General features: G+C 43.5%; 17 protein-coding genes. 5 read left to right on the forward strand and 12 right to left on the reverse strand.

All coding sequences use genetic code 11. The features are described from left to right. Positions 1 to 208 precede the first annotated feature (208 nt). From L4D12_RS03630 to L4D12_RS03640, 3 genes are all read left to right on the forward strand, one after another. Positions 209 to 835, forward strand: coding sequence for a YccT family protein (locus tag L4D12_RS03630; protein ID WP_428446464.1), 627 nt, complete (start codon positions 209 to 211; stop codon positions 833 to 835). A gap of 426 nt (positions 836 to 1261) precedes the next feature. Further along, a complete protein-coding gene (locus L4D12_RS03635; protein ID WP_428446465.1) occupies positions 1262 to 4417 on the forward strand; it encodes a chitinase C-terminal domain-containing protein in 3156 nt (1051 codons plus the stop codon). 508 nt (positions 4418 to 4925) lie between these two features. Further along, the gene (locus L4D12_RS03640) at positions 4926 to 5573 is read left to right on the forward strand and encodes a murein L,D-transpeptidase catalytic domain family protein (RefSeq protein ID WP_428446466.1); all 648 of its coding nucleotides are present in this window, start codon (positions 4926 to 4928) and stop codon (positions 5571 to 5573) included. Positions 5574 to 5748: 175 nt separating this feature from the next. On the opposite strand, the gene ald is transcribed toward L4D12_RS03640, so the two are convergent. The 10 genes from ald to L4D12_RS03690 all read right to left on the reverse strand — a co-directional run bounded on the left by ald (position 5749) and on the right by L4D12_RS03690 (position 18396). Then, entirely contained in the window at positions 5749 to 6867 is a 1119-nt protein-coding gene (gene ald / locus L4D12_RS03645; RefSeq protein WP_428446467.1) for an alanine dehydrogenase, read from the reverse strand. A gap of 315 nt (positions 6868 to 7182) precedes the next feature. Further along, positions 7183 to 7449 (reverse strand): hypothetical protein, encoded by a 267-nt coding sequence (locus L4D12_RS03650; RefSeq protein WP_428446468.1) that lies wholly within the window; start codon positions 7447 to 7449, stop codon positions 7183 to 7185. A 57-nt stretch (positions 7450 to 7506) separates the two neighbouring features. Then, the gene (locus L4D12_RS03655; RefSeq protein WP_428446469.1) at positions 7507 to 8154 is read right to left on the reverse strand and encodes an HAD family hydrolase; all 648 of its coding nucleotides are present in this window, start codon (positions 8152 to 8154) and stop codon (positions 7507 to 7509) included. A gap of 93 nt (positions 8155 to 8247) precedes the next feature. After that, on the reverse strand, positions 8248 to 11211 hold the full coding sequence (locus L4D12_RS03660) for a bifunctional diguanylate cyclase/phosphodiesterase (RefSeq protein WP_428446470.1): 2964 nt from the start codon (positions 11209 to 11211) through the stop codon (positions 8248 to 8250). Positions 11212 to 11444: 233 nt separating this feature from the next. Then, positions 11445 to 12665, reverse strand: a complete 1221-nt coding sequence (gene arsJ, locus L4D12_RS03665) for an organoarsenical effux MFS transporter ArsJ (protein WP_428446572.1) — start codon at positions 12663 to 12665, stop codon at positions 11445 to 11447. An 88-nt stretch (positions 12666 to 12753) separates the two neighbouring features. After that, entirely contained in the window at positions 12754 to 13755 is a 1002-nt protein-coding gene (locus L4D12_RS03670) for an ArsJ-associated glyceraldehyde-3-phosphate dehydrogenase (protein ID WP_428446471.1), read from the reverse strand. A 298-nt stretch (positions 13756 to 14053) separates the two neighbouring features. Continuing rightward, positions 14054 to 14548 carry a phosphatase domain-containing putative toxin gene (locus L4D12_RS03675; RefSeq protein ID WP_428446472.1) on the reverse strand — a complete coding sequence of 165 codons (495 nt, stop codon included), beginning with the start codon at positions 14546 to 14548 and terminating at the stop codon, positions 14054 to 14056. 35 nt (positions 14549 to 14583) lie between these two features. Then, positions 14584 to 15348 carry a metalloregulator ArsR/SmtB family transcription factor gene (locus tag L4D12_RS03680; RefSeq protein WP_428446473.1) on the reverse strand — a complete coding sequence of 255 codons (765 nt, stop codon included), beginning with the start codon at positions 15346 to 15348 and terminating at the stop codon, positions 14584 to 14586. An 82-nt stretch (positions 15349 to 15430) separates the two neighbouring features. Further along, positions 15431 to 16456 carry a PGAP1-like alpha/beta domain-containing protein gene (locus L4D12_RS03685; RefSeq protein ID WP_428446474.1) on the reverse strand — a complete coding sequence of 342 codons (1026 nt, stop codon included), beginning with the start codon at positions 16454 to 16456 and terminating at the stop codon, positions 15431 to 15433. 302 nt (positions 16457 to 16758) lie between these two features. Further along, positions 16759 to 18396, reverse strand: a complete 1638-nt coding sequence (locus L4D12_RS03690) for a GMC family oxidoreductase (protein WP_428446475.1) — start codon at positions 18394 to 18396, stop codon at positions 16759 to 16761. Between the two features lie 380 nt (positions 18397 to 18776). On the opposite strand from L4D12_RS03690, the gene L4D12_RS03695 reads away from it, so the two are divergent. After that, a complete protein-coding gene (locus L4D12_RS03695) occupies positions 18777 to 19043 on the forward strand; it encodes an acyl-CoA-binding protein (protein ID WP_428446476.1) in 267 nt (88 codons plus the stop codon). Positions 19044 to 19127: 84 nt separating this feature from the next. Here the strand turns inward: L4D12_RS03695 and L4D12_RS03700 are convergent, their stop codons facing one another. Both L4D12_RS03700 and L4D12_RS03705 read right to left on the reverse strand, forming a co-directional pair. After that, positions 19128 to 20807, reverse strand: coding sequence for a wax ester/triacylglycerol synthase family O-acyltransferase (locus L4D12_RS03700; RefSeq protein WP_428446477.1), 1680 nt, complete (start codon positions 20805 to 20807; stop codon positions 19128 to 19130). Positions 20808 to 20908: 101 nt separating this feature from the next. Further along, positions 20909 to 21268, reverse strand: coding sequence for a phasin-related domain-containing protein (locus L4D12_RS03705; RefSeq protein ID WP_428446478.1), 360 nt, complete (start codon positions 21266 to 21268; stop codon positions 20909 to 20911). Between the two features lie 350 nt (positions 21269 to 21618). Between L4D12_RS03705 and L4D12_RS03710 the strand changes: the two genes are divergently transcribed. Further along, positions 21619 to 23862: an acetyl-CoA hydrolase/transferase C-terminal domain-containing protein gene (locus tag L4D12_RS03710; RefSeq protein ID WP_428446479.1), complete on the forward strand. Its 2244-nt coding sequence runs from the start codon at positions 21619 to 21621 to the stop codon at positions 23860 to 23862. Positions 23863 to 23866 lie beyond the last annotated feature (4 nt).

Below are 23866 nucleotides of genomic sequence, written 5' to 3' on the forward strand. Positions count from 1 at the left end.
CCTGACTGTCAATCTAGACACAATGCCGACCCATCTTCTTTGTGCAAATAAACGGAACATTCTCACGTAAACAAGCATCTTAGGGTAGCTTGGGTCTGGTAACAGCGCTATCATTCAATCTATATTCAGTGATCTAGCTACAGACTACTAGAATCACACCAATGAACAGTTTATTGTTCTGGGATTTGACATTTTTCAAGGAATATCGATGAAATTTCGTACCGCACTTATCACTATCGCAGCATGCGGCCTCAGCTTTCCTTCTCTGGCTAATGTAACACTTGAGCTGCCTTATCAAGCTGAACTTGTTCTGGTAAATGGCGTCGAAAAAAGTGGTAATACACCACTAAATCTGCCAAATGGTATCAACCAGATCGCATTCACCTATCAGGACTCACTACGTGAAAATGGCGATGATCACCTCTTTAAGTCAGATGTGATCATCGTGAAATTTGCAGCGAAAGATACCACTGTGGCTTTGGACCTACCTAAATTTCGCTCCAGCCAAGAAGCCAAAAAATTCAATAAATCGCCAAAATTCACACTGGTTGAAAATGACAACAATAAACTCTCTTTCAAGCAAGACAAGTTAATAAAAACCGGTTTACAGCTTGGTCGTAATTATGAAGAAGAGATCGCTGCCTATAATATGACAGGCAAAATAGCAGCCGTTGCCCCTGTTGTCGCAGTGACACTGCCAGAAGGTATTTCACCAAACGCTAAATCTGGTGAAACTCAGGTCCGAAATGTCGCTGAAAACATGCTGAACTACTGGTATGCACAGGCCGATGAAGCGACTCGCGCCCGCTTTAAAGCCAAAATCACCCAACAATAATAAATGTGAAAGAAAGAGCTATTGATAGCTCTTTCTCTTATATTCCCAAGCAAACTCCCTTTACCTCACTCGCAACATCTACGAATTAGCCAATTCTCTCGTCCCCAATATGCCCACCATAGCCTTTTCGACACGCTAGCTGCGGGTATTTGTATGATAAATAAAATCTATTCTTCTGCTTGTTTGTCATACTATTTACGCCGTATTTTTCTATGAAATTACGTAAAATTATGATTATTGGAACAAATTAACCACGTTCTCGTTACACAAAACAAACATAGCTTTGCGAGCAATTTAGGATATTTGGATAATTTTCAGTGCTTCCTTTGACTCGGTCTCTATAGTTATTTCACGACGCAACAAAAGAACAACCATGTCGTGACTTTTATTACAAAACAATATTATCAATAACTTAAGGATGACAAAATGAAACACCTGAAACAAGGAAAGGTGATAACGCGGGCATTTCAGCTTAGCGCTATCGCTGTTTCGTGCCTTACCGCACTGAATGCCCAGGCTGCAATGGAATGTAGCACAATCGAACAATGGAATAGCACCACAGCCTACAGCGGTGGCACGCAGGTACAAGAAAGTAACAAGGTGTATCAGGCTAACTGGTGGAGCCAAGGAAGCACCCCATCAACCCATTCAGGACCGAGCCAAGAATGGACATATGTCGATGATTGTGGCGGTGTCACCCCTCCCCCCAATGAAGCCCCGACAGTAACCATTTCATCTCCAACGGGTAGTGATAAAATCACGACTGGCGATGTAGTAACAATTACAGCTAATGCCAATGATACCGATGGCATCGTTGTTAAAGTCGAATTTTATGCTGGCAGCACGTTGATCGCAACGCTAGATAAAGCCCCTTATGCGGCTAACTGGGTTGCAACCAAAGGTAACCATACCCTGAAAGCCGTTGTCACTGACGACCAGGGGGCGACAGCCGAAACAAGCGTCAATATTTCGGTCAACGATGGAGTGATTGGCAATGAACCGCCAACAGTTGATCTTGCCCTTTCGGTCACAACGGTAAACCTGGGTGACATTGTTACCTTCACATCAAACGCTGCAGATACTGATGGCACAATTGATAACGTTGATTTCTTCGTAAATGGTAAATTAGTGGGTACTTCTGCTAACGCCCCATACAAACTTGACTACACAACGCTAGAAGCAGGAAAACTCACTGTTTTTGCACGCGCGACCGATAATCAAGGGGCAACGGCGGACTCTGCACTCACGACGCTGACCGTCAATAGCGATCTCCCCATTGTTAAGACATGCCGTCCAGATGGCCTGTACCAGACTGATGGGGTCAATGTTCCTTACTGTACGACTTACGATGACCAAGGCCGTGAAATCATGGGCGCCGATCACCCTCGACGTGTTATTGGTTACTTCACCAGCTGGCGTGCCGGGGATGATCCTCAAGCGCAATATCTGGTTAAAGACATCCCGTGGGAGCAGTTAACGCATATTAACTACGCGTTTGTCAGCATCGGCTCTGACGGAAAAGTCAATGTCGGCGATGTTACTGATCCGAACAATGCAGCAACAGGAAAAGAATGGCCAGGTGTCGAAATTGATCCGACTCTTGGTTTTAAAGGTCACTTCGGTGCCCTTGCAACTTACAAGAAAAAATATGATGTTAAAACGCTGATCTCTATCGGTGGCTGGGCTGAAACCGGCGGTCATTTCGGTGCTGATGGCAACCGTGTTGCTGACGGTGGTTTCTATACCATGACAACCAATGCCGATGGTTCAATCAACCATGCAGGTATCGAAAAATTTGCAACGTCTGCGGTTGAAATGCTACGTAAGTACCAATTTGATGGCCTTGATATCGATTACGAATACCCAACATCAATGGCAGGTGCTGGTAATCCATACGATAAGGATTTTATGGAGCCACGTCGACAATACTTATGGGCCTCTTACCAAGCACTGATGAAAGTACTGCGTGAGAAACTGGATGTCGCCTCTGCACAAGATGGCATTCACTACATGCTAACCATCGCAGCGCCATCATCAGGCTATCTACTCCGCGGTATGGAAACATTCGATGTCACTCAGTATCTAGACTATGTAAACATCATGTCTTACGACTTGCACGGTGCATGGAATGACCACGTTGGCCACAACGCGGCACTTTACGATACAGGTAAAGATTCAGAATTAGCCGCTTGGAATGTGTATGGTACAGCCGCTTATGGTGGCATTGGCTACCTAAATACTGACTGGGCATATCACTATTTCCGAGGTTCTATGCCTGCTGGCCGTATTAACATCGGTGTTCCGTATTATACCCGTGGTTGGCAAGGCGTAACGGGCGGAGAGAATGGCCTATGGGGTAAAGCGGCGCTTCCAAACCAATCATTATGTGAGCCAGGCACAGGCGAAGGTGAGAAGAACAACTGTGGTAACGGCGCAGTGGGAATCGACAACCTATGGCATGATAAAAACACTAAAGGGGCTGAAATGGGCGCAGGCTCTAACCCAATGTGGCATGCAAAAAACCTCGCTGAAGGTATCTTTGGCAGCTACTCAACCGCTTATGCACTAGACCCAGCCAATAATCCTGAACACCAGCTAACGGGTAGCTATACACGTCATTATGACAGTGTTGCCGTTGCTCCGTGGCTATGGAATGCAGAGAAAAAAGTCTTCCTATCGACTGAAGATAAAGCGTCTATCAACGTAAAAGCTGACTACGTTATCGATCAAGAAATCGGCGGTATCATGTTCTGGGAACTGGCAGGCGACTATAACTGTTATGTGCTCGATGCAAATGGTAACCGGACCACTGTTGATACCACTGAGAATGCTTGTAAAACTGGCAACGGTGAGTACCACATGGGTAACACCATGACCAAGGCTATCTACGATAAATTCAAAGCTGCAACACCTTATGGTAACAAGGTAGCGACTGGCGCTATCCCAACTGAAACGGTCGATATTGCGGTTTCTGTTGGTGGCTTCAAAGTCGGTGACCAAAACTATCCAATCAATCCAAAAATCACCTTCACCAATAATACCGGTCAAGCGTTACCTGGTGGCACGGAATTCCAGTTTGATATTCCAACATCAGCACCTGACAATGCGAAAGATCAATCAGGTGGTGGATTGAAAGTCATAGCTTCTGGACACTCAGCAGCGAACAACATTGGTGGTCTACAAGGCGTAATGCACCGCGTGGCATTTACTCTTCCAGCATGGAAAGAGCTACCCGCAGGCGGTACTTACGAGCTAGATATGGTTTACTATCTACCGATCTCTGGCCCTGCTAACTACAGCGTAACGATTAATGGTAAAGAGTATGCGTTTAAATTCGAGCAACCAGATCTACCAATAGGTACTCCAGGTGAAGGCGGCGGCGGTAACCCTGATCCAGGCACCTGTGATACGACAGGTCTGGTTACATACCCAGATATGCCACAAACCGATTGGGCAGGTAACCCAAGCCATGCAAACCAAGGCGATAAAGTCATTCACAACGGCGTGATCTATCAGGCTAACTGGTGGACAGCTTCCTCACCGGGTAGCGATGGTAGCTGGGCGAAAGTGTGTAATATTTAAACATCATTTCTCTTAGTCAAAGCGCAGGTTAACGCCTGCGTTTTTTTATTGCGGATTTTTACGCAGTCACTGGACAATAATTAATCAAAATCCACTATTCAGTTATTCGCACAAGCTTTGTTTCGGGTAACCGAGAGGATCTGGCGCAAAATAGTACAACTTAGCGGTCAAAAAATAACCATCAAGTAAAAACATGAATATTTCATTGTTTTCAAAATGTGTCACTTTTTTTGCTCATTATAAACAATAAATTAGTCAATTATAAGATAGATAATTTTTCAATTTAGCTTACTCAATTAAAATAACCATTAAGCCGTATATAAAAATATCATTAGTGTTTAATCTTCTGTATTAACACTATTTTTACTAGTAAAGTATCTATTAAACTCGCCTCTCCTATCTATTTGACTATTCACTATAAAAGAATAGTCTACTAATATTATGTGTTTTTTATGATAAAGTCCGCGCACTACTAATAAGCTACATAATTTGAATTTTTACACGGACAATGAAAAAAGTACTAATACTCCTTGTTTTGGCATTGATGTCGATGCCATTTCAAGCTTCTGCGAGTGGAATCAATAGCCAAGCGTATAGCAAAACACCTAATTCAGATATCCTGATAAAGGACATATATAATAAAGCAAAGCTACAAGGTATCGTTAGTTATCAGGTATTTAAAGAAGGCTACAAAGCTTATTACAATACCAAAGGGCGTAAAAAACAACTTCTGACTATTATTGATTACGGTAAACCATCCACCGAAAAAAGATTTTATGTCATTGATCTTAAAAACAATAAGCTAATGTACAATACATATGTTTCCCATGGTGTTAACAGTGGTGGAAAAACGGCAACTAGATTCTCCAATATTGTTAATTCACGGAAAACATCATTAGGTACATTTCTTACAGATACAACATACTACGGGGGTAATGGTTACTCGCTAAAATTAGACGGATTAACACGTGGTATCAATGACAATGCAAGACGCCGTTACATTGTTATTCATGGTGCAAAATATGCAACTGAATCATTTATCCGTCGTAATGGCTATCTAGGTAGAAGTTGGGGATGTCCAGCATTGCCAACAAACCTATCTAGAAAAATCATTGACGATATAAAGGGTGGCAGTGTTATCTACGCTCGTGCATAAACATAACTTTTTGTCAATTTTAAAAAAGCCGTAATATATACATTTATATTACGGCTTTATTTGATCTTTTTTAATATCAGAAAATATAACGAATATTAATATTCTAATATCATTTTTGATCACGGATACAACCTTTGACTAAGCAGAGATTATAACGAGTGAAACGAAAAATCTCTTATTCGCCAATCGCTTGCGCTGGCGAAACATAAGATAAATTCAGTGCTTCAGCGACCTCTTCACACGTTATCTGGCCACGGTAAACGTTTAACCCATGCATCAGGTGCTGATCGTCCTGCAATGCAACCTTATAGCCTTTATCAGCCAACTTGAGGATATAGGGTAATGTTGCATTATTCAGCGCAAAGGTTGATGTACGCGCAACCGCACCTGGCATGTTCGCCACACAATAATGCACCACATCATCGACAATATAGGTAGGATCGCTGTGTGTCGTCGCATGTGATGTTTCAACACATCCCCCCTGATCAATGGCGACATCGACAATCGCTGACCCTGGCTTCATTCGTTTGACCATCTCCGCCGTCACCAGTTTCGGTGCAGCAGCTCCTGCCACTAATACACCACCGATAACAAGATCTGCATCTAACACATGCTTCTCTATTGCATCTTTTGTTGAGTATAGACACTGGACGGCGCCTGCAAACTGAACATCGAGGTGACGCAGCACATCAGTATTACGATCAAGAATAACAACATTGGCACGCATGCCAACCGCCATTTGAGCCGCATTTGCACCGACGACTCCCCCCCCGATAATGACGACTTTTGCTGGCTCAACACCCGGTACACCCGCGAGTAACATTCCACTACCGCCTCTAGACTTTTCAAGTGCAAAGGCTCCAGCTTGAATGGACATTCTTCCCGCGACTTCCGACATAGGAGCCAGTAGAGGCAAGCGCCCTTTATCATCCGTCACCGTCTCATACGCAATACAGATGGCTTTACTCTTAATCAAATCATGAGTCTGCTCTGGGTCTGGCGCAAGATGCAGGTAAGTAAACAAGATCTGCCCTTCACGTAACATTGCACGCTCAACGGCCTGAGGCTCTTTAACCTTTACAATCATATCAGATTCTTCAAACACAGCGGCTGCTGTTGATAAAATCTGACCACCAGCATCAATGTAATCTTGATCAGTAAAACCAATACCGGCTCCTGCGTTGGTCTCGACATACACCTTATGGCCATGAGCTACGGCCTCACAGACCGAAGCAGGAACCATACCCACACGATATTCGTGAACTTTTATTTCCTTAGGTACGCCAATAATCATTTGCTGTATCCTTGCTGCATTGTTGGTAGTCATGTATAGAATAATGAAAGAAACACGGGATGTGCAACCGCATTTTAACCAAATCACAACAAATGAATCTAAATTATCGGACAAGACCAGCGTAATAACCCATAAGCGCCACATAAAAGTTAACATATGCTAGCATGATACGAATTAGCAGACTAAAAAACCATTACAGCATACTTAAGTCAGTCAATTACAACCTATAATACCACCATAACCAACAACAAAACCACAACAACTAGACAACAAAAAGACCGCGCTAAGCGGCCTTTTTTATCTCAGTAGAGATCGTTAATCCTCAAAGTCCCAAGGCATATCAGGCAATGCATTCAGATTTTCGGTGTAACGTTTCAAATCAAAATTTCCACCATTTTTGGCCACATCAAAGACCTCAATAGATAATGCGCATGCAATCATCTGCACTGCTTCATCTCTTGGTGTGCCTGTCATCATCAGACGCATCAACGTTTCTTTCACTTTGATCGGATCACCGTCGGTTAATTGATTTTCAACGGCTTCAACTAACATATCGCCAGTCATTAATTCTTCGTCTTGCATAATCATGCCTATTTCTTTTATTAATCAGTGATTGCTTTGTGATTCAATATAGTGGCTTCAAGCCACCAGCCAGCATGCTTGTTGTGCTTGCGCTTCTAATAATGTTTGGTACCGATATGGGGTTAAATCCAATCCGACCGGATGTATGTCATTAACCACGACAACCCGGAGACCTGCCGTACTGGCTGACTGTACACCCGTTTGACTATCTTCAACCGCGACAACCTCATTAACAGAGTATCCCAAAGTCTGACAAGCCAGTTGATAAATATCAGGAGCGGGCTTATTGGTTGCTACATCTTCACCACAGAATATATGCTCAAAATAGGCAAGCCAGCCTAAGTGCGCAAGAATACCTTCAACATATTCTCTCGGCGCCCCGGTTACAACCGCTAATGGTAAAGTACCATGCAGTTGCTGGAGCATCTCTGCGGCCCCTTCTTTAGCGGGTATACCCGATTCAAGTAGCGTTTTGTGCGTCAGCTGCTCCATCTGCATCACCGTCGTTAACGGGCAATGGGCAAAGTCAAACATCTGATGAAACGTATCCGCGACAGTACTCCATGGCACCCCTGCGTATTCTCGCAAAAAAGCGTCAGCAGATACCTCTACCCCGCAACTTGCCAGATACTGACTCCAGTTATTAGCATGAAACACTTCAGAATCGACCAGCGTCCCATCAAAATCGAAACAAACAGCCTGCATAAGTAAACTCCCACTACATGAAGGTCGCTATATTACGCGTGACACTCCGTTAAAACCAACCCTACACACTAAAATCATGCCTCAGTGACGTTTTTACTGTTCAGCTAACATTGCCATACACCGATCAAATGGCACTGCGGGGCTAAAATAAAATCCTTGCACAAACTGGCAATTGAGTTCACGTAAGATATCGAGCTGAATACGCGTCTCAACCCCTTCTGCAACAACTTGAATACCTAATTTATGGCTGAGATCAATGATAAGGGAGACCAAGGTCCGGCTATCCATGCTCTGCTCTATCTCTCGGATGAAACTGCGATCAATTTTAATGATATCAGGTCGTAATTCCACAACCGCACTCAGCGATGAATACCCGGTACCAAAATCATCCAGTGCAACTTTGATCTCTCGCTGCTTAAAACTATTAAGTAGCTCTTGGATATATTTACTCTCTTTTGAGGCCGTAGACTCAGTGATTTCAATAATAATCGACTGAACAGGAAGGCCATACTGTTCAATTTTCTCCCAGACCTTTGGCAAGTCATTATGATGGATAAATTCTTTCACTGAACGGTTTATGGCAAAAACGACATCGGGATAACCGGCATCATGAATCGCTTTCAGATCGTGGCAGGCCTGTTGAAGTACATACGCACCGAGTGATCGAATTAGACCATACTGCTCCGCGATAGGGATAAAATCTGCTGGTGAAACAAAGCCGTATTTGTCATCAAACCACCTTACCAGCGCTTCAAAACGCCTCACCTCACCACTGTGAGCATCCACAATAGGCTGGTAATAAACAGTCAGTACGTTATCAATAATTGCTTTCTTTAACCGATCACGCAATTTCAACTTTTCGATGTACTTTGATTGCAGCTCTCCATCATATTCACAGATCCCATTGCGGCCCCGCCCTTTCATGTTATACATCGCATAATCGGCATTTTTCAATAATTCAGTGTGTGTCACACCACAATCAGGGTAAGCAGAGATACCGATACTCACCGTACAGTTGACTTCAACATCCTCAATCATAAATGCCGTAGAAACCCGCTCTACAACTTGTCTAGCCCAATGTCGTGCTACTGTTGCCGTGGTGTTGGGCATTAAAATACAAAACTCATCACCGCCATAACGGCAAATGTCATCCTGAACGGGAAAAACATCACGCAGACAACTCGCAATATGAACCAATACTTTATCGCCAAAGTCATGGCCATACAGATCATTAATTGTTTTGAAATCATCCGTATCAATAAACAAAAGTGAAAATGCTTGTGCCCTGCGATCACTGATGGTTTCAATGTGTTTACTCACCCGATGAATAAAACTACGTCGATTCACCAACCCGGTTAGCGGATCATTATAAGCATAAAAAGTCAGTTGCTCTTCCGCTTGTTTCCAGTGACTAATATCTCTAAAAACAGCAACATAGTTAATCACAGCGTCGTTATCATCACGGATCACATTAATGGAAATCTCTTCCGGGAAGATTTCGCCATTTTTACGTCGGTTCCAAACTTCACCTTTCCAATGTTCATGCTGCTGGAGATGAGCCCAAAGAGACTGGTAATAAGTATGATCATGAATGCCTGACGAAAGCGTATTGGGGGACTTGCCTAACAATTCACTTTCACGATAACCGGTTGTTTCTTCAAAAGCGCGATTAACAGAGATAATTTTGTTGTTACGGTCAGTAATCAATATACATTCTGACGTATTATCAAACACAACCTGAGCACGATTAAGCTGTCGTCGGGCTTCAACGCTACTGGTAATATCTCGCTGAATACCGGCAATTCTAATTGGCTGCCCGTCATCGTCTTTAGCGACAATGCTGCCTTTTACTTTTAACCAACATTCTTTGCTGGTAGGGTTCACCTGTAAGTCTGGCTTAAGCCTAAATTCAAATTGGAAGACGGACGAAAATTTCTGCTTTAAAAAACGATTGAAGAAAGCCAAGCCATCCTTACGATCTTGATCAACAATGCAATCAAGCCATTGTTCGAAATCGTTACCCGAAACAGGTTGCGGCTTACCGAGAATATCCCAGAATTTGGGAGAGGTCGATAATTCCTGCTTTTGCAAGTCAAATTCCCAAACCCCTTCTTCAACAGCATTAACCGTCGTCTTTAGCTGACGTGACGTTTTGGTTAATTTCGCTGAGATTTGATAGACATCGGTAACATCATGGACAGTACCTCGCATCGAAACAGCATTACCATCCTCATCACGAATAACTTCAGCACGTTTACGGAGGTATTTTATGGACCCATCTAATAATAAGGTCCGATGCACAAGATTATAATTGCTTAAGTCCGATTCAACAGCGCTGTATAATGTTTTCAGCACCCATTCACGGTCTTCGGGATGGATCAAGCTCGATAGCATGCTAATGGTGGGCGATATCGAATCATCTTGGATTCCATAGATCCGGTACACTTCCCGGCTCCATTCGAATTGATTATTAGATAAATTCCAAAACCAACTTCCAACTTTCGCAACGCGTTGTCCTTCTTCCAACTCCCACAGCAATTTATCCTGCCGTTGTAGTAAAGTCGAATATTTCAGCTCAACCCCAAGATAATAACTAAGCTCCTGACAAAGGTGCAATAGCTGTTCGGATAATAAAAACGGCTGCCTAAACAAGCATACGATAATCCCTTCAGGTTGTGCATCTTGCGCAAAAACAGGAACCCCAATATAGGATTCAACCTGCTTGGCTTTCAATGCTTCATCATCAGGATAATGCTGCTGAACCTGATCGTGATAACAAATTTGCCCCGTTTGTCTCACGTTCTCACAAGGCGTATCAATGAGCGAATAGGTGAAATTATCACTTAAATTCCCCCGCAGGCGATACGATAACGTATGAACGGACTGATTATTTTCAGAAAAATAGCCAATAAAAACATGCTCAGCATTAAATACTTCGTAGAGCAATCGGGTGATTGCTTCAAATAACTTGCTTCCGCTTAACCGCTTCAGGTCAGCCAATCCTGTATTTTCCATTACAGAACTAGTCTTACTCCCTAAGCCAATAAGTTGAGACATCCTTATATACTCTAGCCATCTTCAAAACTCATCGACTTTACCCCATGAGGTATAGAGATAAAAGGCTCATGCACTATTCAACGCCCCCATTTCAATAAATATTGATAAACATCACTGTTACACAGGCTAATGATATGCTTCGAAAATTCTCTTTAAACCCTCAAGCCAAAGCAAAACACCAATCCCACAAATAAAAGTAGATATAAATTCCAAATATTGAATAATTATACAACTTAATGAACTGACAGCGTCGGTAATCGCAAAGAAATCAGCGTAGTGATTAATAAAAATACACACGATACCCATAAGCACGCAGCCAAACCAAGTTCTTGATATACCAAGCCAGACAGGATTGTCCCAATTAATCGCCCCATCGCATTGGCCATATAATAAAAGCCCACATCCAATGACACACCATCGCCTTTGGCATAACTGACGATTAAATAAGAATGCAATGAGGAGTTAACCGCAAACACGGCACCGAAAAGAAGCAGTCCGACAACAATGGTCAGCTCGGGCTGCCAACCTTGCTGGACAGCAAAGGCAATACCCGCCGTAATCAGCGACAACAAGCCAGCCCAACCCATTGCTGCTTTCCCATCTGGCACTCTCCCTTTTTTCTTTCCTGTAATACGAGGTGCCATACTCTGAACAATGCCATAACCCATCACCCAAAGTGCAAGAAATCCACCGACTAATGTATGATCCCAATTAAACACTTGGCTCAGGTACAACGGCAAAGCGACAACAAACCAGACATCACGAGCACCAAATAAGAACATTCGCGCCGCAGAAAGAATATTAATACTGTGGCTTTTTGAAAAAATCTGTGAAAATTTAACGGATTGCTTGGCTTTGCCCATGCCTTTTTCCAGCCACAACAAACTCATCATCAATACCACGACTAACACAGCAGCCATCGCAATCACTGCCCCCTTAAAGCCAATGGCCGTCAACAATAAGCCGCCAAGAAAGAATCCCGCCCCTTTTAGCGCATTTTTAGAACCGGTTAACAGGGCAATCCACTTATAGAGCGCACCCTGCTGATCATTGGGGACCAGTGTTTTGATCGCACTTTTTGCACTCATCTTATTTAAGTCTTTTGCAATACCAGACAGTGCCTGGGCAAACATCACCCAAAAGACCGTCAGCATTGGCGTCGGCACCGCTAACATCAGTAAAGCTACAATCTGCATCCCCAAACCGATGTTCATAGTCCGGTTCAAACCCAATTTTGCACCTAACCAGCCACCAATCAGATTCGTCACCACACCAAAGAATTCATAGAACAAAAAGAGTGAGGCGATTTGTAGCGACGAATAACCCAATTGATAGAAATAAAGGATCACTAACATCCGCAGTGCGCCGTCAGTAATGGTGAAATTCCAATAATTAAATGTCACCAGCATATACTGGCGCACGTCTTTAGACAGATTTGCAACTGCCGCAATCATGTTATGACTCACTTACTCTTTTATACAATGCACTATCAATATCAGGTTAGTCGTAGCACCAACCTGATATTCTGAGTATTTACCGTTTTTAGGCTAATCCAACTTTACGGATCAATTCCGCAGTACGGGTGGCATACCCCATCTCATTATCATACCAAGCATAAATTTTAACCATGCGGTCATTCACCACCATCGTTGACAATGCATCAACCACCGTCGAACGCTGATCACCTTTGTAGTCAATAGAAACCAGTGGACGATCTTCGAAACCAAGAATACCTTGCAACTCACCAACCGATGCCTCTTTTAGCAAAGCATTTACTTCCTCTGCAGTGGTATCACGACTGACATCAAAAATAATATCGGTCAATGACGCATTGGCTAAAGGAACTCGTACCGCATGGCCATTGATCTTACCCTCCAGTTCAGGGAAAATTTCCACAATAGCCGTTGCCGATCCCGTCGTCGTCGGAATTAAGCTCATACCACATGCTCGGGCGCGGCGTAAATCCTTATGCGGCGCATCTAAAATCGTCTGAGTATTGGTTAGGTCATGAATGGTCGTAAAGGATGATTGCTCGATACCCAGCTTTTCATGGATAACTTTAACAATCGGTGCAATACAGTTAGTGGTACAAGACGCTGCCGTCACAATACGGTGTTGGTCTGGATCAAACAGGTAGTCATTTACGCCAACCACCACGTTTAACACCCCTTGCTCTTTAACGGGTGCCGATACCACAACACGATTCACACCTTGCGCTAAATATTTGTTCAGAAATTCGGTTTTACGATGTACCCCCGTCGCTTCCAGCACAACATCACAACCAGCCCAATCCACGGCCTCAATATCACGCTCTTGCGTACACTGAATAACCATCTCATTAATGATCATGGTGTCATCTTTAGTTGTGACTTCATGCTTCCAGCGTCCTTGTACAGAATCAAACGCCAATAAATGCGCCAGTGTCTTCGTATCGCCAGCAACATCATTGATCTGCACAATCTCTACGTCTGCCCAATCAAATGCGGCACGCAACGCTAAACGACCAATACGACCAAAACCATTTATCCCAACCTTCACGGCCATTACTTGATCTCCTTAATTTACTGTATACGAAAAAACATATATATGAATTTTCACATATACTAGCCTGCCTTTACTCAGGTTGCCAGCCTTTTTACCCTTTGTTCCGATCTGGATAAGTAAGTCGTCAGATAGGTACGCTAATGATCAATGACTTATTTAGATGGGTATGATGGAATCCATGGCCGTATCTCTCTGTATCTGGTATAAAAAAACCCTGCTAAAGCAGGGTCTTATCTATTGTAGATATAGGGCATTAATGCACTAGGTACCATACACTAAGTATCAATGCGTCTGAAAACTACTTATATACCTGAATGTAATCAATATGTGGCTGACGGGTAAATGCACCTGGTCGCAATGCCTGAATTTTTTCAACGGTTTCGTCCAGCTCACTACCACGAGCAAGCAATATACGTGCGGCAATCAAACCCGTCCGTCCAGATCCGCCCATACAGTGAATTACGAGGCCATTACCCCGATCAAGGATCGCTTGCGCCGCCTTATTGGCTTCAGCCCAATTTGCATCAAAGAGTGCACCTGGCGCACAGTCGTCTTCAATCGGTAAGTGGTACCATTTTAACCCCAGTTCTAAACACTTTGCTGACAGCGCTTCTAAACCACCATCAGGTAAGTCAGTGGGCTCCAAGGCTGTAAACACTGCAGTTGCTCCAGCGTCTTTCAACTGCAACAACGCATCATTTAAACTGACTTCTTTTGTACCTGGGCAAGGTGTAAGAAGTAATTTACCCCCATCTTCCACAGGAAGCGTCCAAAATGGATGTATATTTGACATCTACGTACCTATTCTCTATATAAAATTTCTACACGTTACACATTAATAAAAGAGGGCTTTTTTCTATCTCTCAGTAAACTGAGCCTAATCTTTTCCTGCTTAATCATTGCAGCATTACCATTTCGAACCGTGGCAAAGATATGGCGTACCCAGATAGGTAACTGCGCCGAAAAATGATAAAAAATCCATAGCCCTTCACGCTGGGTTTCCAGCACACCACCATCACGCAGCAGTGCTAAATGACGTGAAACCTTTGGCTGACTAACATCCAATACCTCAACCAGATCACTCACCGACAAGGCTTGTTCATCTTCAATCAGCATTAAGATTTTTAGTCGCAACGGATCACTCATAATTTTGAACAGCTCGACAGGGCCCATAACGTTGGCTTGACCGGCCCCATTTAACATCAGAAAAAGGGCAATACGCTGTTCCAGCCCATCAAGGGTGTCGCGAAATGGCTGCTTACCCGATTGCGATTTCGGATCTTTAAAATCCCAATGTAAAAGCGCATCAGAATCAGCAAATAATGCACATTCGTTACTGGCTTTATCACACAGCGTGATCACAACATCAAAATGCTGGTCTTGCAGCACTTGCGCCGATACGCTGTGAAGATGCTCGCTGTTGATCCCGCGCTCCGATAATACCTGATAAACGCGCGGATCCACCGCCTCTGGTTTCATCCCAGCACTCAACACTTCATATCTGCCGCCAGCCATATGGCGCATTAATGCCTCAGCCAGCTGTGAGCGAGCTGAGTTACCTGTACATAAAAAGAGAACACGCTTTACGTTCATCACGATAATCCATAAACAACTGACCATTACTATATATGGATTATGTTATATATAAAAGGCAGGAGGCAGAAACGCGATCAACCTATACCGTATGTTGTAAGACCCATTGCTTCACTTTCGCGCTGACTTGTGGATCAGACAATAAATCAAGGTGGTTAATACCTGCACCAATCCACTTATGGCTCTCTTTATAATTCAGCGCCATATAGCCCTTTTTACTTTCCCCCAATGCACTATTGACCGGGACAAGCCCATCACCTAAACGACGGTTATTCGCCTCTTGCAGGTTTTTCCCCAAGCAGGTTGCCACTGCATAGCACTCAGTTCCAATCGGCAACCGAGGACGTTGATGAAATTGGACGTCGTATGGTGCCGGCTCCTTGCCTGTCTCGGGGTGTAACTGACTATCATGCTGCTGCCAATCTTGATGCAGCACAAAGCCTAAACTGAGGTCCTTGGTGCCGCTACTTCGAATTTCGCCTATTTTTTGCAAAAATTTCAGTTGCGGTGTCACCAAAACTTGATCATCAAACCAACTCGCAAAACGAGCCAGTGGCGCACCATTATGAGGCGTTCCAAGGGTAATAAACGTGCGCAATGTACTGAGCCAGCTCAACTGATTAACATCGGCATAATGACAGGCACTTCGGGTTACTAATCCGCCCATGCTATGGCCAATAATGACCAGTTCCTTTATCTCACACGGCCAGGCCTGAAATAATTTTTCCAATCTGAAGGCAAATTCTTCCCCATTAAGCGAAATATGATTACCCGTGTTATAACGTAAATATATTGGGGTATAACCTGCACTGACTAGCTGTTGTCCGTGATCATTCCCTTTCCGGTGCCAACCTTTATCGGCCATACACCAACCGTGCACACACAATACAATACGCGGTGTTGCTTGAGGTAGCTGCTGTTTCAGTTTTTCTGTCTGATCACTCAGTGTCTGATGCTGATCGGTCAATACCATGGGTATAGCAAAGCGACTATTCTTCTTGAGTAGGTAGTCTCCCACCATGCCATTCAATGTGGCTAATAGAAGATCGCCTTGAGATGGAGGTAAACCGTGTTCTAAAAAATCGATCACTCGCCATTTTGCAAGCACCGAATTCTCATGCACCTTTGAAGAGAAATCGTCCTTAAGGCTTTTAATTTTTTGACTCAGATTATTCCTAGAAATCATTTTCAAGCCCACCGTCAATGCAATATGCTTTGATATTAATCATAATAGCGGTAATAAACAATGTTTTAAATGTCACTTAAACAATAGAGAATAATGAAGTCATATTTAAATTTATATGTATGCATTACAATGTTAGGTGATAATTTTAGAAAAAACACTCTAATTTTTATTTTAATATTATGACGGTATAAATTTCTCATACCGTCATATAAATTAAAGCAAGGTTAAGCAACACAACCATTAAAATGAATCACAGAGGATGGCTCCTCTTTCATATCATGCAAGATCATTTCTGCTGCTTTTTCTCCAATCATCATTGTTGGTGCATTCGTATTACCGCCAATCAATGTCGGCATAATTGACGCATCAACCACTCTTAACCCTGCTACACCATATACGCGAAGGCGCTCATCAACCACTGATAACTTGTCTGTACCCATTTTACAAGTACCGACCGGATGATAAATTGATTCTGCTTTACGGCGAATAAAATCAGCAAGCGCTTCATCCGTTTGAATCGCTTGCCCAGGGAACACCTCTTTACTGCGGTAATGATTAAACGCTGGTTGCTTCAGTATCTCGCGGGAGAGTTTAATCGCTTTGATCATCACCTCTATGTCTTCTGGATGATCCAAGTAGTTAGCGGTTATTTTAGGCGGGTGCTCCGGGTCATGACTCTGCAACGTCAACTGACCGCGACTTTTGGGCCGTAAATTACACGCATGCAACGAATACCCGTGGCGTACCGTTTGCCATAAATTCAAACCGTGATTATCTAAAAAACAGGGGGAAAAGTGGAACTGAACATCGGGCTTGTCCAGGGCCGGATCGGTTTTGGCGAACCCACCAGCCTCGGCAATATTCGTGGTAAAATTTCCCTTTCTAAACAATAAGTAATCAACGATACCTTTCATCGAACGTAGCAAGGCTACGGGTGAGAAACCCACAGAGTGAAACGTACGCTCACGAGTAACCGCCAATACATCTAGGTGATCCTGAAGATTTTTCCCGACACCCGGTAAGTGGCGCTTCACTTCAATACCCTGTTTTTCTAACTCAGTACGTGCCCCCACTCCCGATAGCATCAACAACTGCGGGCTGTTTATCGCCCCCCCACAGAGCAAGACTTCATGCTTGGCATACACGGCGTCAGCCTGGCCCCCCTGACGGTATTCGACCCCAATTGCTTTTCCATCTTTTATCAATACTTTAGTTGTCAACGCATCAGTGATAACAGTCAGATTTTGGCGTGACTCGGCGGGCCTCAAATAAGCGACTGCACTACTGCATCGCTGACCATTCCGCTGTGTAACTTGGTAATAACCCACCCCTTCTTGCTGATCGCCATTAAAGTCAGTCGTGATATGGTGTCCAGCTTGTTTTGCGGCTTCTAAAAATGCTTCAGATAAGGGATTTCGAATCCGCAGATCTGAGACGGATAAAGGACCATCAACGCCATGATAAGCATCCCCGCCGCGTTCTTGGGATTCCGACAACTTAAAATATGGCAACACATCCGTATAACTCCACCCCTTGTTTCCCAGCGCTTCCCACTCATCATAATCTGTAGCATGACCGCGTATATAACACATGGCATTTGATGATGAGCTTCCGCCCAAGGTTTTACCTCGTGGCCAAAATAACTTCCGTCCGCCCAACTCTCCCTCCTGCTCGGTATAGTATCGCCAGTTCATCTTCTTTGAGTGCATCATCCCAATGAGCCCTAATGGCACATGAATAACTGGGTTAGTATCTTTAGGCCCAGCTTCAAGTAAACAAACGCTAATGGCCGGATCTGCAGATAATCGATTGGCAAGAACACATCCTGCGGATCCTGCACCTACAATAATAAAGTCATACATAATATTCCCTCAAAAATATCTAACACATACCAGCCAAATAAACGTCCCAGTCACGCTATAAATTCAACATCACATAATAATCATAGCGTAAATCATTTATTTATTGGTAAACACAGCATCAATCATTTATTTATTCACCGATAGTAAAATAAATAGTGATCTGTATTAAACTTCTTTCAACAACGCTAGAATAAGAACTCAGACCAGTGTAGATTTGTATTTGCTAAAGGAATAGGCCAATCATCAAAAAACTATCAATTTTTTGATATAGCACTCCTAACAAATCACTCTCAGGTCATTGTCGTTATTTCACTTTGAGAGTCTTTCGCTAATAAGCCGCATATTTTAGTGCTGGCTAGATGACAGTAAAGGAACACATCATGGCAGATTTAAAATCACTCTTTGAACAAGCTCAGGTAGACGTAAAATCACTCACTAAACGTCCGACTAATGATGAGCTGCTGGCGCTATACTCACTTTTCAAGCAGGCAACCGAAGGTGATGTACACGGCAAGCGCCCTGGCATGTTTGATTTCAAAGGGGCGGCTAAATATGGTGCTTGGGAAGAACTGAAAGGCATGGACTCAGAAACAGCCATGCAACAGTATATTGATAAAGTCACAGCGTTAAGTGCTGCTTACGCATAAGTAAATCAGTATTACATACCGATACAGAAAAGGCCGCAAACAACATTGCGGCCTTTGTCATTTAAGATACTTAATCAATATCGCTTATAGTGAACCAATGTGATTTTTCTGTATGGCTGAGTTATCCTCAAAACCCAAATCATCTTGATTCTTAGCAGGCACCTCTGGATCAAGCTCAACGGTTGCTGACAGCATTTTTGTCAACCGAGCTAATTGCTTTTCTAACTCTTCAACTTTGCGCTGTTTCTTCTGATACAGGACTTCAAATGCGTCATCATCCGGTGTTAGTGAGTCTTGCGCAGCCTCAACTGCTAGTTCTACCGCTAAGGATCCATCATGTTGAAACTCAAGCCGTTCAGCAACGGCTGATGCTGCCATATCCATGACTTCTTGTTCAATTTCTGCAAATGCATCACACATGTATTCGGTGATCACTTCAAATCCAGGTAGCGATTGATTGCATGCCACTAACGAAAAGTACATCGAACCCGCATTGCTAAAAAAGGTGATATTGAGCGTTTGGCCTGGCATTAACAACGATACCGGATACTGCTCTAACACTCGCGCGCCCATAAAGAAGAGCTCTTCCTGAGTTCCCGGAACATTGGAAATTAACAAGTTGCTCACAGGTGGTATGTAGTTGTTCAATCCTAGCTTGCCACTGATCAAGGACACGCCATTAATGAGTAATGAATAATTAACATACGCATCAGGGGAGATATTCAATGCTTCTTTTTTAAGATCAACCGTTGCGTGCTGGATGGACTCCAAACGATCTAAAGCCGATAAATTTGGACGACCAAGTTCGACATGACCAATCGACATTTTGTTGCCTTTGGTTTCTACATCGCCCTTCGCTCTTAGGTTCATTGGCATCATTGCCACCAGCGGCTTACGCAGCGGAATAGCGCGATCATTCAAATAACGATTGAGGGCAATGTCACTGATAGTAAACAAAATGTCATTCATTGATGCGCCAGTAATACGGCTTACATGTTTTAACTGTGCAATGGAAAAATGCCCAAGGCTGACCGCACGACTACGCTTGGGACTCAAGTTGAACGGTGTTTTCGGCGCTGTAAAGGGAACTTTAAGATCACAATCGGCCAAATTCACCGCTTTTAATGCTAACTTGCTTCCCAATCGAAACATTGAGGGGATCAATGACAGCTGTTTCGTGGTCGCCATGACTGTTTTTAGTACCATATCAGTCAACTGTGTTTCTTCCTGCCTCTGCCGACTGCTTTTCCGTAAGTCTGTTTGCCAGATAGGGCGCATCGTAAACGACTCATCAAAGGAGTTTGAGCAGGCACGGGTAAACAACTGACTCACCTTCACGCCATCAGCTAAAGAATGATGAATCTTCATCACTAATGCTACTCGGTTATTTTCTAACCCACCAATCACCCAAACTTCCCACATTGGTCGGCTACGATCGAGCACTTGGCTATGCAAGCGGCCGACAACCTGCTGTAACTGCTGTTCACTTCCCGGAGAAGGAAGCATTGTGATCCGTAGGTGATCCTCTAGGTTAACATCACGCACCGTTGACCAACTTGGTTTGCCAAGCAGTGACCAATTCAATGTCCAATTAAATGGCGGTATGATGTCTGTCTGTTGAAGAAAGCTGGCATACAAATCCTGAGCATAAGTCGAGGCATGTTGTTCCTGTGGTTCTAAAATCACCAGCCCAGTGACATGCATGGGGGTTTTTGCCGTTTCAAAGGCAATAAAGCTAAAGTCAAGCAGAGACAAACTCGGCATAACATGTTCCTTTTATGTGTCTGGCTCAAACTCGCAACGGTCACCGACCCTAGCCTGCCCTATTGCCATTCCTGATAACGAGTGATAGAAAAGTGACGTGGTTACTTACGGCCTAATTTTTCGATGGCTGACTGTAAACGATCAACCTTCGATTCAATATTAGCTAGGCGATTACGGTCGATCCCACAGCTATTATTTATCAAGCGGTTAATCTGAGATTCACTCTGACCAAGCAGAGCCTGGCGCGTATCACGTAAACGTTCCACCATTTCCTCTTCAACTTCTTCACCCTCGGCAATCCATGCATTAACTCGCTTACTGACCAAGTGCTGAGCCATACCAACTTGCTCTGACCCCACACGACAGGCACCCAGTCCAGCTAATACGACCCTATGGACGGACTCTTCACCAATACGGGTTACGGTTTTAACATTACTTAACATTTTCATAGGGTTAATCATCACTTTATCCTCAATAAATCAAAGAGATGTAAATATTCAAATATAACTAATGTCACCCTAACAACAATAATTAGATCATTCTTTCTAATTCGTAAAGGGAATTGATAACAGGCTCACACATCTCAAAAGCCTGCAATTTACTAAAACAATTTAGCATTTGCATGCTGCTCAAAATCCCAGCCAAGCATAAAGCATTCTAGCTGTGACTAATGTCACCAAATGAAGATAAAGCCTCCACTCCATGCAATTAAACCCCAAAATAGAGTGAACGTTCTAAGTTACCTCGTAAAAATGACAAGACAAAAACTATAAGAACTCATTTGAATAATATCTAGAACAAGGAATGCGTTATGTCTGTATTAGAGTTAATTGATTCCAATTTATCGACGCCTCATCTTGTCACTGAAACTCAGCCCAAGCCGAGCGCCTATATTGTGGACAATGCAGAATCACTGGTTGATCAAGTCATTGCAACTGTTGGAAAAGAAGTCATCCTGGGGGCCCCTCTGGCCATTGGTAAACCCATTACTTTTATCAATGCGTTATATCAACGTGCCAAGCGCGATCCCTCTATCACTCTTAGAATTGAAACTGGGATCAGCTTAGAAAAACCTGTAGGCAAGAGCCAAATAGAAAAAAACTTTCTTGGTCCTTTTGTTGAGCGCGAATTTGAGAATGTGCCAGATCTGGATTACATCCTTGATTTGCGTGCCGGCACTGTACCAAGCAACATTGTGATCAGCGAATTTTTCTTCAAAGCTGGCAGCTTTATGAATTCACCGCAGCAACTCAATTACACCAGTACCAACTACACTCATGCCGTCCGGGATTTGCTGGACAAAGGCGTCAATGTTATTGGTCAAATCGTTGCGAAAAAAATCACAAACGGTATTACCACTTACAGTTTGTGCAGCAACTCTGATCTTGCTCTGGATATGATTCCTGAAATGGACATGCTCAAAGCATCGGGTAAGGGTATTGCTGTTGTAGGCGAAGTGAACAGCAACATGCCATTCATGGGCAACCATGCAGAAGTACCCGACAGTGAATTTGATTTCATTCTCGACAGCAACACCAAACCGGATCATAAAGATTACGCTCTCTTTGCGGCCCCCCATACGAGTATTTCCGCTGAGGACCATTTGATTGGTCTGTATTCTAGCTGTTTACTTAAAGATGGCGGAACACTCCAACTCGGCATCGGTTCTCTTAGCAGCGCATTAACCTATAGCACATTAGTTCGCCATAACAATAATCCAGCTTATCAAGAGATGCTGTCAGATCTTGATATCATTGATAAATTTCCACTTTGCAAAACTGTCGGCGATAGCCACATCTTCAACGAAGGATTATATGGCTGTAGCGAACTGATGGTTGACGGATTTGTTCATCTTTACAAAGCTGGCATCATAAAGCGCGCGGTATACGACGATGTAATCATTCAACGGCTGCTCAACAAAAAGCAAATTAGTCACGAAGTGAACATTTCAACGCTACTCTGCTTACTTGAGCAAGGTGCGATCCAAACCGTGTTAACACACGCTAATGTTAACTACCTAAAACGATACGGTATATTCAACGCTGACGTAGAGTGGGTAAATGGCCAGCTCATCGCTATCGGCAGTATGTCCAATGTAGATCTCAATGATGAAGAGACTCTCAAGTGGATAGAAAAATATGCTCTTGGAAAAGGCCTAAAAGGCGGGGTGGTCATGCACGGCGCCTTCTTTATCGGCCCTAAAGACTTCTATGAAGCATTGAACAATTTTACCGAGACTGATCACGAACTATTCTGCATGACCAGTGTGAACTACGTGAATGATCTCTATGACCATATGCTTGGCAGCCAACAATTAAAACAAGCCCAACGTAGCCATGCCCGGTTTGTTAACTCTGGCATGATGGTTACGCTTGATGGCTCTGTCATCTCCGATGCACTTGAGAACGGTCAAGTCGTCAGTGGTGTGGGTGGTCAGTACAATTTTGTTGCCCAATCACACCAAATGAAAGATTCTCGCTCGATCATCAAAGTCCGCAGCTGCTCATTCCGCAATGGTAAACTCAGATCCAATATTCTATTCAACTATGGCCATAACACCATACCTCGCCAGTTGCGTGATATTGTTGTGACTGAGTACGGTATTGCAGATCTTCGCGGTAAACCCGATCATGTTGTGTATACCGAATTAATCAAAATTGCAGACTCTCGCTTCCAGCAGCAGTTACTGAATGAAGCCAAAGCGGCAGGTAAAGTTGCCAAGGACTATCAGCTTCCACCCGCCTTTACCAACAATACACCTGAAACCATTCAGGCCTTCTACAAAAAATACACCGATCAGGGTCTATTTGGTCCCTTCCCATTCGGTTGCAGTTTTACGGAGCAAGAACTTAAGCTCGGTAAGGCATTAAAATCACTCAAGGCCAAAACCGCAACGCCGAAAGGCAAAATACAAACAATCATCAAAGCCATCTCTGGCCCTAAAGCCAACAATGATATCGATGAATTGCTGAAACGAATTGGGTTGAACCAGCCTAAAAACCTACAAGAAAAAATCACCCGAAAACTGTTAGTTGCTGAGCTAACACAAAAATAGTCAC

The sequence above is a fragment of the Photobacterium nomapromontoriensis genome, from assembly GCF_050336815.1.
In the GTDB taxonomy this organism is placed as follows: domain Bacteria; phylum Pseudomonadota; class Gammaproteobacteria; order Enterobacterales; family Vibrionaceae; genus Photobacterium; species Photobacterium nomapromontoriensis.